Origin of the sequence: Shewanella sp. SG44-2 (assembly GCF_014164215.1) — a bacterium.
GTDB lineage: Bacteria > Pseudomonadota > Gammaproteobacteria > Enterobacterales > Shewanellaceae > Shewanella > Shewanella frigidimarina.
Map to the genome: position 1 here is coordinate 60,780 of NZ_JACJEU010000014.1, position 15,052 is coordinate 75,831.

The window sequence follows — 15,052 nt, forward strand, 5'->3', positions numbered from 1 at the left end:
TTTAAACGGCTGGCTCATGATTATTCCTACATTAAGGTTATGTTTTGACTGCGATAACTTACATCTTTCATCTGTTATTTTGTGCCAACTGTTCAGTTAGCATCGCGACAACAGACGTGAAGCCGATCACAAAAAGTGGCTTATTTTAGACACATCTTCACAAAATAAAAACCTTAAATATATTATGCCTATTATGACTCGATTGATGAAATAACGATGCCCTTTTGTGCCAGTTGTTGCAATAAAGGTAAGCAGCCTGACAACAAAGTGTCATTTGGCATTTGTGGGTAATGCTCACTTAACCAACTTATAATGGCATCGACTGTTACACCTTGTTGAGAATGAGTCATTTGTTCAATGTAAGCTAACACTTGCGCACTTAATGGTGTCAGTTGTAAAAATGCGACATCATCATCAACACCTCTAAATACACAAAAATAGTTCGCTTGTGCTGTCGGCTCTATAGGTTGGTAGTCAACACTAATATGCTGAACGTCAAAGGCATATTGCGCCACTTTGGCACAAGCTGCTAGGCATAACCTATGCTGGTTTAGTTCGATGGTATTGATCGATTGAGCAGCGGGAGTATCTGGCGCGACGGCGACACATAATTCTAACCATTCATAATGTGCTAACTGCAACATAAAAACAGGATCATCTTCTGTCATCTGGTATTCATGTTGTAAAAACGCTAAAAACTCACCGGCTATTTCAACAAATATTGGTGTCTTACAATCGTGGGTGACAAAAAATTGCTGTACTAAAGCCTGCCATTGTTCGTCCAGATATACACTTTTCAGCACCGGAAACGCACTCGACACAAAACCTGCAATATTATTAAAAAATAATTCTCGATAGATTTTCATGCGCCTAGGTTCAATCCCCTCGGGCAATGGCAAACTAGGATCGCGGATATAGTCCATAAATTGTTGTTGTACTTCAATGAAACCCATTATGCCTTCCTCAATATTGACTGCTGCGTTAAGGCATTTTGTTGATACTGATGAATTTGATTAATCTCATTAAGAAGTATGTCTGTTTTAGGAATATTAAAGTCACGCTCAAGCAAGGTCGGGTGCACGCCATGTAATTGGTAACACTGCTGCAATAAGGCCCATACTGGATCGATAATATCCGCACCGTGAGTATCAACCATTAAGTCGGCCTCTTCTTCATAGTGCCCTGCAATATGCAGATAAGCGATTCGTTTGGTAGGCATCGCTGCTAAGTAAGCAGCTGCATCGTATTGATGGTTAATTGAATTAACGTAAATGTTGTTTACATCAAGCAGTAATTTACAGTCGGCCTCTTGCAGTACGGCATTAACAAATTTTTGTTCGGTCATTTGCGCACCAGGCGCCGCATAAAATGACACATTCTCTAAAATAAACGGACGCTCGAGTATGTCTTCGACTTGCTTTATCCGCTTAGCGGTATGGATGACTGCATCATCAGTAAATGGGATTGGCATCAAATCATACATATGGCCAGTACCTGAGCAATAACTTAAATGCTCTGAATACACTTCAATATTATGCTCATCTAAAAAGCGTTTTATATTTTGTACAAAGTGACTATCAAGCGGTTCAGGACTACCAATGGATAACGATAACCCGTGACAGAAAAAAGCGTGTTGTTCCGTTAATTGTTTAAACTGACGCCCAAACTTGCCACCTAATGTCATCCAATTTTCAGGTGCAACTTCGAAAAAATTAATGGCAGATGGCACCTGCTGACAAAATTCATCCAGCATTTCACGGCGAAGTCCTAAACCGACACTATCCTGACCCGGTGTGTTGCGATGCTGAATAGACATAATGCGTCCTTTAAAATAAAAAGCAGATAAAACTAAGGCCTGAATATCAGGCCTTAATTGTGTCAGATAAGCCAAAGCATTATCAAATAGAAGTCATGAATTATTTCTGACCGCCGCACTTACCTTCACCACATTTACCTTCTTTGGCTTTCTCAGCAGACTTTTTCATGTCGCCACCACATTTGCCTTCGCCACACTTGCCTTCAGCCGCTTTCTCAGCAGACTTTTTCATGTCGCCGCCGCATTTGCCTTCGCCACACTTGCCTTCAGCCGCTTTTTCAGCAGACTTCATTTTATCACCGCCGCACTTTCCTTCGCCACATTTACCTTCAACAGCTTTTTCTTTAGCTTTGTCGGCACCACATTTACCTTCACCACACTTGCCTTCTCCGCCATCAATTTGATAACCAGAAGTTAATTGTTGAAAACCAAATGGGTTAGCTTCTACTTGAGCAGAAAAGCCAGCAGTCATTACAACAGAACCTAATGCAACCGCTAAAGTAGTTTGTTTGATTGAATTCATAATAATTATCTTCCTATATCTTGATTGTGTATGGTGACCAACATCATTGCCGGCTTGGTTAAAGAGACCTGCAGTAAGTAAATTTTATTGCAAAAAAATTAAAAAAACGTGAAAAATGTCTATTTATTTAACACAAATGCTTGTTAGGTAAACCTCAAACTAACGCTATACATATTTAACATAAATACAACAAGATCGCTATCAATATGATTATTAGTAGGAATTTGTTTAGTTAATCGACAAAAAAACGCGCATAGCAATGTTAGTACTGATATCAAATAGTAAACACGCTAAAATAGCGCACTTTTGACTTCAGCAAGGTGTACTGTGCGCGTTATTTTAGCTCCAATGGAAGGTGTGGTTGATGACCATATGCGTGAAATATTATCTGCCATCAATCCATTTGACCTGGTTGTGACTGAATTTGTCAGAGTCGTCAATCAACTCATACCAGATAAAGTGTTCTATAAACTGTGTCCTGAGCTACTTCATCAAGGGCTAACCGCATCAGGAACTCCTGTACGTGTACAGTTGTTAGGACAAGAACCAGAGTGGATGGCACAAAATGCCATAAGAGCCATAGAGCTAGGCTCAAATGGTGTTGATGCAAATTTTGGTTGCCCAGCTAAAACGGTCAATAAAAGCAAAGGCGGCGCAGTATTACTTCAATATCCTGAGAATATTTACAATATAGTCAAAGCCATGCGCGACGCAGTACCCTCTGAGCATCCTGTTACAGCTAAAATCCGTTTAGGCTACGAAGATAAATCGCTATTTATGGAAAATGCCTTAGCCGTGTATGAGGCTGGCGCAACAGAGCTCGCTATTCATGCTCGCAGTAAAACCGATGGTTATAAACCTCCGGCATATTGGGAATACATTACTGAAGTGAGACAGCGCCTGCCAATTCCTGTTATCGCTAACGGAGAGATTTGGAATGCCGCTGATGCTCAGAGATGCATGGATGTCACTGGTTGTGACAGTATAATGATTGGCCGAGGAGCTATTTCTTTGCCTAACTTAGGCGATACGATTAAAACCGGCGCGACCCCATTCAGTTGGCAACAAACTTTAAGCTTACTTATGGCCTATACCGACAAAGAACTTAATGGTCGTAAATCTGACTATTATCCTTCACGGATTAAACAATGGTTTAGTTACTTAAACCGTCAATACCCTGAAGCGGATGCTCTATTTAGAGAGCTACGAGTGTTCAAAACAACGGAAGAAATAGTTAAGGTTTTACAGCATGCTCACAGGTCGCTTATATAAGCTTGCAACAACGCACCAACTATACTATTTCGGATTAAATCAACCTTGATGGAAATGTGTCATCAAGGTTATCAACTCTGTTAATCCTACACAACTATAAGCGATTCTTAGTCTTCAATCGACAGAGATTCAGTCACCATATTGACGCAAAAATCAACCCTAGCTTAACGCCCAGACAGACAATAATAATTATTAACATGAATAAATGATAAATTATTATTCATGTTTTTATCGCAGAAATCTTATCGAGAATTGATCTTCATCATAACGTCTGCTTTATTTGTGCCTAAAATAGAAATTCTACATTGGCATTGTCAGTTAAGGTTATTTCAGTTGCACAACACTCAGGACATACAGCAAAAACTTCAACATCTTGAACTTATTTTGAGACATGAGTTAATGCTAATCATAAAGGATTCATTAAAAGCTACTGAAGTTGCTCATATTTCAATGGAAACCCCTCTTGGAAAAGTGATTGATTACTTGCCACAAGTCAAACTAATCAATACTGATATTTTCACTAAGTTCATGAAGCTAGATGCTGCTTACTGCCAGCTTGAATTGGGTTTATATGGTCTTTGTTCAGATTGTGAAGTGGACATAGAGCCGCCCCGCTTAATCGCCGATCCGACCGAACAACGTTGTACAGACTGTGAACAGAAATTCCGTCGAGAACATCGACATGAATTACGCTTAAATCATTAGCCATGCTTTGCTTTATTCGCGACATAAAATCAACGTAATAAAAAGGCCTACAATAATGTAGGCCTTTTTATGTCAGACAATGTAGTTGTCACACTGACTGATGTTTAGCTCAATAACTAAATCGTTATTTAGAACTTAACAGTTACGCCACCGAAGTACTGACGACCAATAGTGTCATACACTTCAGGAACAGTACCGCCATCGCTACCATTAGAAACACGTGATGGCTCTTCGTCGCTTAAGTTTTTAACACCAGCGGTTAAAGTAATCATGTCTGTAACATAATAAGTACCTGAAACATTATGGTACAGAATTGAATCAACATCTGTGCCTTCTGCTAAATCAGTCATCTCACCGACATAACGGTTGAAGTACATTACAGTCCAAGAATCTTGACCAGCTGAAACACTAAAGTTGTTGCGAACTTTCGCGTAAGCACCAAAGTTACCGTCGATAGTATCAGTGTAATCTTGACCATCTTGCTCGAAATTAAGCAGATAAGTCATGTCATTGTTAATTTTCCAATCTAAACCTAAACCTTCAAAGTTATAGGCTAAGTTAAAGTCAACACCACTAGTATCTTGAGTACCCACGTTAGTTAACGCATTTGTTAAACTACGTAAATCACCTTCTTGTGTGATATTAAAAGTTTCACAAGCAGACGCTTTACCAGCTTTACAATCGTCTAAACCAGCCTGAGTGTCTAAACGCGCAATTGCGTTATCAACTTTGAAACGCCAGTAATCTAATGTTACAGACATACCTTCAACATAATTTGGTGAGTACACTAGACCTGCAGTGTATGATTCTGACTCTTCAGGTTTTAGATCAGGATCTGATGTACGATTAACTAATATTTGACCTGGTTGATCAGCTTCTGATAACCAAGGATCTGTTAGGTAATCGAATGAACCTGAATTACCAGCATACAATTCAGATACACTTGGAGCACGGAAACCAGTGGCAGCTACTGTACGAAGCATCAAATCATCAGTTGCTTCATAAGTTAAACCGACTTTCCAAGTAGACGCTTTACCGAATGTTGAGTAATCGTCATAACGCAATGCAAATTCACCAGTTAACTTTTCAGTGAAAGGTACGCTAACCTCTTGGAAAAAAGAGATAACGTTGTACTCACCTTCAGTTGGATCTTGTTGTGCAGCAGTACTTTCACCAGCGACCACTATTGGATCTGGATTGTAGAAACCACTTTCACGACGGTATTCAGCACCGATAGCAAAACCAACAGCACCTGCAGACAATTCAAATAGCTCACCATTTAAACCAGCAGACAGAGTTTGTTGCTCGTTACCACCGTTAGCTTTCTCTGAATATCCTACAGCATCTTTTTGATCTTGAGTTAACGGCGCGCCAGAAAACCATGAATCTTGATCAGCATAGATTGAGTTGATCATATCATTTGCATTGATAGAGTTATCAACTGAAGTTGACGCTTCGTTCTTACCAAAAGTGTAAGAAACATCCCAGTTCATACCGGTGTGTACATCAAGTAATCCTGCTAAACCTGCAGACATGCGCCATGTATTTGTATCTTGAGAATATATACGAGGACCCACATCCTTGGTACGTCTTGCATAGAACACTTGACCGTCATCATTAGCTTCAATGCCAGCCGCTGTCATGCTGCTGTCAATCGTCATACAGTTTAGAGGGTCGACATCTGGTTGACCGCACACATCTAAATAAATCTGTGCAGGCTGTCCCGCTAGCTGTTGGTTTGAACGGCGATTAGTGTAAATAGCATCTGCAGTTAATACGACATCATTACCTAACTCTTGTGTCATATTCGCAAACAAGCTACGACGCTCACTCGGTGTTTGATAGTAGCTATCTTGGGTATAGTCATAACGTTCATAAAGATCAGCGCGAGGAACCCAGTTACCACTAGAGTCTCTTGATAAGCCTTCCAACGTGCCTGTAGGAATAATGCCACTTGTCGCTAATTCAGTCCAATCGCGGTTTGACTGCACAATATCACGACGGTCAGAGAAAGCTGCACCAATTGTATAGTTACCGCCATCGGTATTGAAACCGTAAAGCATACTTACGTCACCGTTTTCGCCATCACCTTTATCGGTGCCACTGCCGTTAACGTCCAACTGTAAACCTTCGAAATCTTTCTTGGTAATAATGTTCACTACGCCAGCAATCGCATCTGAACCATAAACAGCTGAGGCGCCGTCTTTTAAGATCTCAACACGTGCAATCATTGCTACTGGAATAGAGTTCAAATCAACAGAGCTATCTGCACCTGAACCTGAGTTAACCATACGGCGGCCATTCACTAGTACTAAAGTACGTGCGGCTCCCATACCACGTAAATCAACTTGTGCTACACCATCTGCACCGTTGTTTGTGCTAGAACCAACAGCAGCACCAGCCATTGACGTTTGAGCTTGAAGTAGTTGATCAACTGAAGTGAAACCTTCTGCGCGAATAGCTTCTGCAGAGATAATGGTAACTGGAGAAGCAGTTTCCATGTCTTGACGCTGAATACGAGAACCGGTGACTTCGATTCTTTCAACTTTTTGCTCATCGGCAGCAAATGCTGCTGAAGAAAATAAGCCTGTTGTCGCGACACTTGTTGCTGCTACTGCTAGTAAACTACGGCGAATTGCCTTAGCAGTTAATGTTACTGAACTCATGAATAAACTCCCTATAACTTGATATAAAATAAAACAAGTCGTTATATTTTTAATTATGAATAATTGGTCAGTGCCAATTATTGAAAAACATTATTAATGAATAAAAAACCTTTAGTCAATAAGGGCAACATGTGAACAACATCACATTTAACATCGCAATTGATAATTAATTTGACATAAACTGATTCATTTAAAATCAAACAGTTACCGAATTTAACGGTATTTATCAAGATTGTTAACATTTTAAACCGCAAATAAAAATACAAATTAAAGACTATAAAAAAACAAATAAACTCATATATAAATACAAAAGAAAAACATGAATAACAATTTAAAAACAATTGATCACAAAATGCATCAAAAATTAATTTTCATTATTATAAAATTAATTGATTAATTGTTGTAAAAACAATCAGAATGACATTTCAGTATTCCTGAGTATTTATGCACAAAGTAACGGATTAAAATTTTTATTGGCTAGTTTTATTCAAAAATACGCTGAAACCGACCTAGATGAGCGTAGTTATTTATAAGACGAAGAAGTAAATTATGTGAAATCTCATATAAAATGAGGAACTTTCAGACAGAGGCTGCGGAGACTTTGTTTAACACCACATCAACACACTAATTCGCAACATTATTGTTAATTAAATGTAGTTTTTTTAGTCAATGCAATACAATGAAATGATCTATTTAAGCTCAAAGAAGTCGTTATCAAACAAACAAAGTGATAAACATCTGAAGAGCGAACACAAAAAAGGAGCCGAAGCCCCTTTTTTATCAACTTACAGCAACGATTAACGAGTGCGTGGGCACACTTCGTCAGCGCTGAAGAAATAAGCAATTTCGCGTGCTGCTGATTCAACTGCATCAGAACCGTGAACTGCGTTTTCGTCGATGCTTGCAGCATAGTCAGCACGTAATGTGCCACGAGCAGCTTCAGCAGGGTTAGTTGCACCCATGATTTCACGGTTAGCTAGAACAGCGTTTTCGCCTTCTAACACTTGAACCATTACTGGACCAGAAGTCATGAAAGAAACTAAAGCACCAAAGAAAGGACGTGCGCTATGTTCAGCGTAGAAACCTTCAGCTTGTTCTTTAGATAGTTGTACCATTTTAGAAGCAATGATCTTAAGACCAGCTGATTCAAAACGGTTGTAAATAGCGCCAATGTTGTTTTTAGCAACTGCATCTGGCTTGATAATAGAAAATGTGCGTTCGATCGCCATAACTAGCTTCCTTAATGTGAGCAAGTTTAAAAAATTCGCGCGGATTATACGTAATTTAGCCATATATTCCTAGCCTTATCCGCTTTTACGGTGATATTTCATCACTAAATTGAATCATTTTTATTAACATGACCCAATTTATGCTCTATTGCTAATCGCTAAATATTATTGTGCTGACTTGATGGACTTGTTGGCATTCTTTTCCATAAAACAAATAATGGCGTCGGCAACGTCTTTTTGAGTCGCTTTTTCAATGCCTTCTAAACCAGGAGATGAGTTAACTTCCATCACAACCGGACCATGGTTAGAACGTAATAAATCAACCCCAGCAATATTTAACCCCATTGTTTTTGCAGCGCGAAGCGCGACTGATCGCTCCTCAGGAGTTAATTTAACCAAAGTAGCACTGCCGCCACGGTGTAAGTTAGAGCGAAACTCACCTGGCTTTGCTTGGCGCTTCATTGCAGCAATCACTTTATCACCCAGCACAAAACAGCGAATATCAGCGCCTTGTGCTTCAGCAATATATTCTTGCACCATAATGTTAGCTTTGAGTCCCATAAAGGCTTCAAGCACGCTCTCTGCGGCTTTACGAGTTTCGGCTAATACCACGCCAATACCCTGAGTACCTTCTAACAATTTAACCACTAAAGGTGCACCACCAACCATATCAATCAAATCAGGGATATCACTGGGTTTATTGGCAAAACCAGTGATAGGTAGCCCAATTCCTTGACGAGATAACAGCTGCATTGAACGCAATTTGTCTCGTGAACGCGCAATTCCAATTGAACCATTAACCGCATATACGCCCATCATTTCAAATTGACGTAATACTGCAGAACCATAAAAGGTCACTGAAGCACCAATACGAGGGATAACAGCATCAAAATGACCCAGATCTTTACCCGCCATATGAATGCTAGGTTTAGTCATATTGATATTCATATAGCACTTTAATGGATTAATAACTTTGACTTCATGTCCTCTAGCTAATGCAGCTTCAACTAAGCGTTTAGTAGAATATAATTGCGGGCCTTGAGACAGTATTGCGATGCGCACAGAGTGCTCCAAAATTGGAATTTTCGCGCATCATACGCTGAGTTTATTTAAAATCAATGACTGGAATGACCACAGATAAAAAAAGAGCCAATCTTGATAGATTGGCTCTTTTTTTTGTGATCAATTACCCGCTATAAATGGGATGATTGATGCACTATTCGCTCAGCAAAAACTAACCTTCGCTGACCATATTAACGGTGTATTTAGGGATGTCGATAATCATATCGCAATCTACAACTTTAGCTTGGCAAGATAAACGACTTTCAGGCTCTAAGCCCCATGCTTTATCTAGCATGTCGTCTTCTAACTCATCGCTTTCTTCAAGCTGTTCAAAACCTTCACGCACAATGACATGGCATGTAGTACAAGCACATGACTTTTCGCACGCATGTTCAATATGAATACCGTTACGCAGTGCAACGTTTAAAATGGTCTCACCCACTTCTGCTTCAAGTACTGCGCCGTCTGGACAAAGTTCTTGATGGGGTAAAAATACTAACTGTGGCATCATTTCACCTATATGTTGTCGACCGACTGCCCTTTTAGCGCCGCTCTAATAGAATTATCCATACGTCTTGATGCAAAATCTTGGGTTTTATCATCAAGATTTGCAATCGCTTTTTCAATGGCATCAATATTATCTTGTTGTGCTACGGCATCAAGTTGGGCAATAGCCACAACTAACTCTTCGCGTTCTTGCTCATCCAGAAGCGCAGCATCTTTAGCCAAAGCTGCATTCAGTGATTCTATCACCCGCGCCGCTTCAACTTTTTGTTCAGCCAGCATACGACGAGTAATGTCATCTTTCGCATACTTCATCGAATCTTTTAACATGGTGGCAATTTCAGTATCCGATAAACCAAATGACGGTTTAACCTGAATTGATGTATTAACCCCAGTGGATTTTTCCATCGCAGTAACACTAAGCAAACCATCAGCATCCACTTGGAATGTCACTCGAATATGCGCTGCACCTGCCGCTAGAGGTGGAATACCGTGTAAGGTAAAACGAGCCAACGAGCGACAATCTTCAACAAGCTCTCGTTCGCCCTGCACCACATGGAATGCCATGGCCGTTTGACCATCTTTAAACGTGGTAAACTCTTGTGCGCGTGCAACAGGAATAGTGGTATTACGCGTAACCACTTTTTCAACCAAGCCACCCATGGTTTCAACGCCAAGCGATAATGGAATCACATCTAACAGTAACAAATCGGATTCAGGTTTATTACCAACAAGAATGTCAGCTTGAATCGCTGCACCAATGGCGACAACACGATCAGGATCGATTGATGTCAATGGTGTCTTTTTGAAAAAAGTTTCAACTTGTTCACGAACCAATGGTACGCGGGTTGAACCACCGACCATCACAGTTTCAATAACGTCATCCACACTCACGCCGGCATCACGTAAAGTACGACGACAACTGCCGATGGTTTTTTTCACCAATGCGCCAATTAACTCGTTAAATAAGCTTTTATCAACAGTGCAAGTTAATGTTTTATCAGCCATGACGACAGAAGCTTCAACGCTGTCATAGTCAGTCAACGCTTCTTTCACTCGGCGAGCTTCAATCAGTAATTGACGTGCTAATTGACTCCCTGGTTCTGTTATCAGCCATGCCTGTTGTAAATGGCTCACGAGTAAGTGATCAAAATCATCACCACCCAATGCAGAATCACCACCTGTGGCTAACACTTCAAATACGCCACGGTTTAATCGTAAAACCGAGATATCGAAAGTACCGCCGCCCAAGTCGTAAATGGCAATCACACCTTCTTGCTTTGAATCTAATCCATAAGCAATGGCTGCAGCAGTGGGTTCGTTCAATAAACGTAATACTTTAACACCCAATAATTCAGCAGCATCTTTGGTACCTTGACGTTGTGCATCATCAAAATACGCAGGTACGGTAATCACCACGCCTTCTAATTCACCACCTAATGTGGTTTCAGCTCGCGCAATTAAAGGTTTTAAAATTTCGGCAGACACTTGAATAGGATTAACTTGTCCCATAGGCGTAGTGAACACCGGTAAGCCGTTTTCACTTGCGTGTAATTCATAGGGTAAACGATGAACACCAGACTGGATATCAGTGAGGCTACGTCCCATAAAACGCTTGACTGAAACGATGGTATTTTGTGGATCTAAAGCAGATTTTGCTTGAGCTTCATAGCCTACTAGCACATTGCTTTCGCCATAATGCACTACAGACGGCAACGAATGACGACCTTGCTCATCTGGTAAAGTTAATGCTTGAGCACTTCTTACCGCTGCAACAAGTGAGTTGGTGGTACCAAGATCAATCCCAACAGCAAGACGATGCTGGTGCGGTGCGGCGCTTTGGCCAGGTTCTGCAATTTGCAACAGTGCCATAGTGTTCCAACTTGTTGTGTTATCGATTAGCCAAGCTAATCATAAATAATAAGGTTTAGAATTTAGGGCTATTTAATCGAGCAAGCCATCTTCAATACGGGCTAACTCATCATGTAATTTTGCCATAAACTTTAACTTACGAATTTGATCTGCCGCTAATAAAGCATCTGCACTTTCATCACTAAGCAATAGCGTCGCCAGTTTAGTCAGTAATGTTGACTCAAACTCACCAAACGACTCATACAGTTCATCAATTGATGACTGTGGATCACTACTATCTTTGATGTCTTCAAGTGCTTCACGCCACTCCATTTGCTGCATCAAAAATGCACCATCTTTCAATGTTGTAGTTTCGTGACTTAATTCAATTCCACGCAAGCTCAACATGTGTTCAGCACGGCGTAGGGGATTTTTTAATGTTTGATAACCATCATTAACTTGTGCAGTTCGCTGAACTGATAGTAGCTTTTGTTGCTCGGTATCATTAGCGAATTTATCGGGATGAACCGCCCGTTGCAGTTCGCGATAGCGCTCTGCAAGTAAGGCGGTGTCGATATCAAAGGCAGGTACTACATTAAACAGATCGAAATAATTCATGGGCAGATATCATGCTTACTGTTTGATATAAAACGGCTTAATTAGGCGAACAATGATTAAACGGTGAAACTTTCACCACAACCACATTCACCCTTTGCGTTAGGATTATTGAACTGAAAACCTTCGTTTAGGCCTTCTTTGACAAAATCAAGTTCAATACCTTGCAAATAAATGAAGCTTTTAGCATCGATGATGATATTTACACCTTCGATATTATAAAGTTCATCATCGTCATTGAGATCGTCAACGAACTCAATGACGTATGCCATTCCTGAACAACCTGATGTTCTCAACCCAAGGCGCAAGCCGAGGCCTTTCCCGCGATTAGCAAGAAACGATCTAACTCGATCAGCCGCAGCGGGGGTCATTGAAATTGCCATCTTAACTCCAGGTATTACTTAACTTGTCTGCTTTTATACTCTTCAATTGCTGCTTTAATGGCATCTTCAGCCAAAATTGAGCAATGAATTTTAACCGGCGGCAATGCTAACTCTTCGGCGATATCTGCATTTTTAATTGTTGCAGCTTCATCAACACTTTTGCCTTTTACCCATTCTGTTACTAATGAGCTAGATGCAATTGCGCTACCACAACCATAGGTTTTGAATTTTGCATCTTCAATAATACCGTCGGCATTAATTTTAAGTTGCAACTTCATTACATCACCACAAGCTGGTGCACCAACCATACCAGTGACTACTGATGGGTCGTTCTTATCAAATGAACCTACGTTACGTGGGTTTTCATAATGATCGATTACTTTTTCGCTATAAGCCATGATACTGCTCCAAAATCTGTGTCGTTATCAGTTTACGATTTAATGGTATTACACTCATTTAACAAGATTAAATTAGTGATGTGCCCATTGAACTTGCTCTAAATCGATACCATCTTTGAACATCTCCCATAATGGAGACATTTCACGTAACTTATCGATAGATTCAGTTATCGTTTTGATAGCGTGGTCAATTTCTTCATCGGTCGTAAAGCGACCAATAGAGAAACGAATTGAGCTATGTGCCATTTCATCATTTAAACCCAATGCACGTAATACGTAGCTTGGCTCTAAACTTGCTGAAGTACAGGCTGAACCTGAAGAAACCGCTAAGTCTTTCAAGGCCATCATTAACGACTCGCCTTCAACAAAGTTGAAGCTAACGTTAAAAATACCACTGTAGCGTTGTTCCATATCACCGTTGATATAAGTTTCTTCGATGTGTTTAATACCGTTCCACAACTTATCGCGTAGATGAGTAATGCGCGCGCTATCAGCAGCCATGTCTTGTTTAGCAACAGCAGCAGCCTCACCTAAACCGACGATTTGATGTGTTGCTAACGTGCCACTGCGCATACCTCGTTCGTGTCCACCACCGTGCATTTGCGATTCAAGACGAATACGTGGCTTACGGCGAACATATAATGCGCCGATACCTTTTGGTCCATACATTTTATGGCCAGAAATCGAAATCAAATCAACTTTGGTGGTTTGAACGTCAATTGGTATTTTGCCAGCACTTTGTGCCGCATCCATGTGGAAAAAGATGCCTTTTGAACGACATAATTCACCAATTGCGTTGATATCATGGATGACACCAATTTCATTGTTTACGTGCATAATGCTGACTAAAATAGTGTCATCGCGCATCGCCGCTTCTAAACGTTCCATTGGGATAATGCCATTAGCATCAGGAACAAGGTAAGTAACTTCATAACCTTCACGCTCTAACTGACGGCAAGTGTCTAACGTTGCCTTATGCTCAGTTTTACTGGTGATAATATGCTTACCCTTTTTATGATAAAAATGGGCAATACCTTTAATCGCAAGGTTACTTGATTCTGTTGCACCTGAAGTGAAGACTATTTCACGATGATCAGCATTAATTAAATCGGCAACTTGATTACGGGCGACATCAACCGCCTCTTCTGCTTGCCAACCATAACGATGTGAACGCGATGCTGGGTTACCAAACACGCCGTCCATTGTCATGTGTTGCATCATTTTTTCTGCGACACGCGGATCTACAGGGGTTGTTGCGGCATAATCTAAATAGATAGGAAGCTTCATAACACACTCCGTACTTAGCAGTCTCAGATGAGGCTACATACAACGTACAAATAATAATTATATTCAATCAACATAGCCGAGTTACAAACTCACTCTATGTTCCTTTTGTATTTCATCTTGTTTTAACGAGATAAATCTTACGTCTCGCTTTTGCATCAAACCTGCAAGAGAAATACCATCTAAAAAATCTGAAATTTGTTTACTTAAGTCACCCCATAAAGAATGGGTTAGGCAACGAGTACCGCTTTGGCAGTTACCTTTTCCTTGACAACGAGTGGCGTCTACAGATTCATCAACAGCATGCACGACCATGCCAACTGAGATATCGACGGCTTCTAAGCCTAAACGATAACCACCACCGGGTCCGCGGACACTCGACACTAAACCATGTTTACGTAACTTAGCGAAGAGCTGTTCAAGATAAGACAAAGAGATACCTTGTCTTTCAGAAATATCGGCTAAAGGTACAGGACCAGTAGCAGAGTGAATCGCAACATCCAGCATAGCTGTCACTGCATAGCGACCTTTTGATGTAAGTTTCATAACTTGTACTGCTCCCAAAAAGTATGCAGTAATTTCAACATACCCTAGTAATTTAGTCAAGTATTAATCCTACCAAAACACTCGGGTATTATGGCATTGCTTATAACAAAAAGGTCCATGTTTTCGCAGGGCGTATTTAACCTTTTTATCTTGTAAGATTCAATGCCGACAAGGAAATTAATCGCATTATCGGTCATT

15 protein-coding genes are annotated in these 15,052 nt (G+C 40.4%); 2 read left to right on the top strand and 13 right to left on the bottom strand.

The window, feature by feature from the left end:
• Positions 1-191: 191 nt before the first annotated feature.
• From H5181_RS12210 to H5181_RS12220, 3 genes are all read right to left on the bottom strand, one after another.
• On the bottom strand, positions 192-953 hold the full coding sequence (locus tag H5181_RS12210; protein ID WP_182751154.1) for a DUF2063 domain-containing protein: 762 nt from the start codon (positions 951-953) through the stop codon (positions 192-194).
• The gene (locus H5181_RS12215; protein WP_182751155.1) at positions 953-1,816 is read right to left on the bottom strand and encodes a DUF692 domain-containing protein; all 864 of its coding nucleotides are present in this window, start codon (positions 1,814-1,816) and stop codon (positions 953-955) included. Before H5181_RS12215 ends, H5181_RS12210 begins: the two co-directional genes overlap by 1 nt.
• 100 nt (positions 1,817-1,916) lie before the next feature.
• The gene (locus H5181_RS12220; protein ID WP_182751156.1) at positions 1,917-2,339 is read right to left on the bottom strand and encodes a hypothetical protein; all 423 of its coding nucleotides are present in this window, start codon (positions 2,337-2,339) and stop codon (positions 1,917-1,919) included.
• A gap of 327 nt (positions 2,340-2,666) precedes the next feature.
• Between H5181_RS12220 and dusC the strand changes: the two genes are divergently transcribed.
• Positions 2,667-3,611: a tRNA dihydrouridine(16) synthase DusC gene (gene dusC / locus H5181_RS12225; RefSeq protein ID WP_182751157.1), complete on the top strand. Its 945-nt coding sequence runs from the start codon at positions 2,667-2,669 to the stop codon at positions 3,609-3,611.
• Positions 3,612-4,010: 399 nt separating this feature from the next.
• The gene (locus tag H5181_RS12230; RefSeq protein WP_182751158.1) at positions 4,011-4,316 is read left to right on the top strand and encodes a TraR/DksA C4-type zinc finger protein; all 306 of its coding nucleotides are present in this window, start codon (positions 4,011-4,013) and stop codon (positions 4,314-4,316) included.
• A gap of 128 nt (positions 4,317-4,444) precedes the next feature.
• On the opposite strand, the gene H5181_RS12235 is transcribed toward H5181_RS12230, so the two are convergent.
• The 10 genes from H5181_RS12235 to iscR form a co-directional block, all read right to left on the bottom strand.
• Positions 4,445-6,982 (bottom strand): TonB-dependent siderophore receptor, encoded by a 2,538-nt coding sequence (locus H5181_RS12235; RefSeq protein ID WP_182751159.1) that lies wholly within the window; start codon positions 6,980-6,982, stop codon positions 4,445-4,447.
• A 797-nt stretch (positions 6,983-7,779) separates the two neighbouring features.
• Positions 7,780-8,211 carry a nucleoside-diphosphate kinase gene (gene ndk / locus H5181_RS12240; RefSeq protein ID WP_182751160.1) on the bottom strand — a complete coding sequence of 144 codons (432 nt, stop codon included), beginning with the start codon at positions 8,209-8,211 and terminating at the stop codon, positions 7,780-7,782.
• A 165-nt stretch (positions 8,212-8,376) separates the two neighbouring features.
• A complete protein-coding gene (gene rimK / locus H5181_RS12245) occupies positions 8,377-9,273 on the bottom strand; it encodes a 30S ribosomal protein S6--L-glutamate ligase (protein ID WP_011637872.1) in 897 nt (298 codons plus the stop codon).
• Positions 9,274-9,445: 172 nt separating this feature from the next.
• Positions 9,446-9,781 (bottom strand): ISC system 2Fe-2S type ferredoxin, encoded by a 336-nt coding sequence (gene fdx / locus H5181_RS12250; RefSeq protein ID WP_011637873.1) that lies wholly within the window; start codon positions 9,779-9,781, stop codon positions 9,446-9,448.
• Between the two features lie 8 nt (positions 9,782-9,789).
• Entirely contained in the window at positions 9,790-11,649 is a 1,860-nt protein-coding gene (gene hscA / locus H5181_RS12255; RefSeq protein ID WP_182751161.1) for a Fe-S protein assembly chaperone HscA, read from the bottom strand.
• A gap of 72 nt (positions 11,650-11,721) precedes the next feature.
• Positions 11,722-12,246, bottom strand: a complete 525-nt coding sequence (gene hscB, locus H5181_RS12260; protein ID WP_182751162.1) for a co-chaperone HscB — start codon at positions 12,244-12,246, stop codon at positions 11,722-11,724.
• A gap of 56 nt (positions 12,247-12,302) precedes the next feature.
• Entirely contained in the window at positions 12,303-12,626 is a 324-nt protein-coding gene (gene iscA, locus H5181_RS12265) for an iron-sulfur cluster assembly protein IscA (protein ID WP_011637876.1), read from the bottom strand.
• 14 nt (positions 12,627-12,640) lie between these two features.
• Entirely contained in the window at positions 12,641-13,024 is a 384-nt protein-coding gene (iscU, locus tag H5181_RS12270) for a Fe-S cluster assembly scaffold IscU (RefSeq protein ID WP_182751163.1), read from the bottom strand.
• A 72-nt stretch (positions 13,025-13,096) separates the two neighbouring features.
• A complete protein-coding gene (locus H5181_RS12275; RefSeq protein WP_011637878.1) occupies positions 13,097-14,311 on the bottom strand; it encodes an IscS subfamily cysteine desulfurase in 1,215 nt (404 codons plus the stop codon).
• A gap of 81 nt (positions 14,312-14,392) precedes the next feature.
• Positions 14,393-14,854 carry a Fe-S cluster assembly transcriptional regulator IscR gene (gene iscR / locus H5181_RS12280; protein WP_011637879.1) on the bottom strand — a complete coding sequence of 154 codons (462 nt, stop codon included), beginning with the start codon at positions 14,852-14,854 and terminating at the stop codon, positions 14,393-14,395.
• Positions 14,855-15,052: the final 198 nt, after the last annotated feature.

Coding starts and splice junctions, on each gene's coding strand:
- H5181_RS12215 (WP_182751155.1), bottom strand. CDS start 1,816: ATGTCTATTCAGCATCGCAACACACCGGGTCAGGATAGTGTCGGTTTA.
- H5181_RS12210 (WP_182751154.1), bottom strand. CDS start 953: ATGGGTTTCATTGAAGTACAACAACAATTTATGGACTATATCCGCGAT.
- hscB (WP_182751162.1), bottom strand. CDS start 12,246: ATGAATTATTTCGATCTGTTTAATGTAGTACCTGCCTTTGATATCGAC.
- H5181_RS12220 (WP_182751156.1), bottom strand. CDS start 2,339: ATGAATTCAATCAAACAAACTACTTTAGCGGTTGCATTAGGTTCTGTT.
- H5181_RS12230 (WP_182751158.1), top strand. CDS start 4,011: ATGCTAATCATAAAGGATTCATTAAAAGCTACTGAAGTTGCTCATATT.
- hscA (WP_182751161.1), bottom strand. CDS start 11,649: ATGGCACTGTTGCAAATTGCAGAACCTGGCCAAAGCGCCGCACCGCAC.
- iscU (WP_182751163.1), bottom strand. CDS start 13,024: ATGGCTTATAGCGAAAAAGTAATCGATCATTATGAAAACCCACGTAAC.
- H5181_RS12235 (WP_182751159.1), bottom strand. CDS start 6,982: ATGAGTTCAGTAACATTAACTGCTAAGGCAATTCGCCGTAGTTTACTA.
- iscR (WP_011637879.1), bottom strand. CDS start 14,854: ATGAAACTTACATCAAAAGGTCGCTATGCAGTGACAGCTATGCTGGAT.
- fdx (WP_011637873.1), bottom strand. CDS start 9,781: ATGCCACAGTTAGTATTTTTACCCCATCAAGAACTTTGTCCAGACGGC.
- iscA (WP_011637876.1), bottom strand. CDS start 12,626: ATGGCAATTTCAATGACCCCCGCTGCGGCTGATCGAGTTAGATCGTTT.
- H5181_RS12275 (WP_011637878.1), bottom strand. CDS start 14,311: ATGAAGCTTCCTATCTATTTAGATTATGCCGCAACAACCCCTGTAGAT.
- ndk (WP_182751160.1), bottom strand. CDS start 8,211: ATGGCGATCGAACGCACATTTTCTATTATCAAGCCAGATGCAGTTGCT.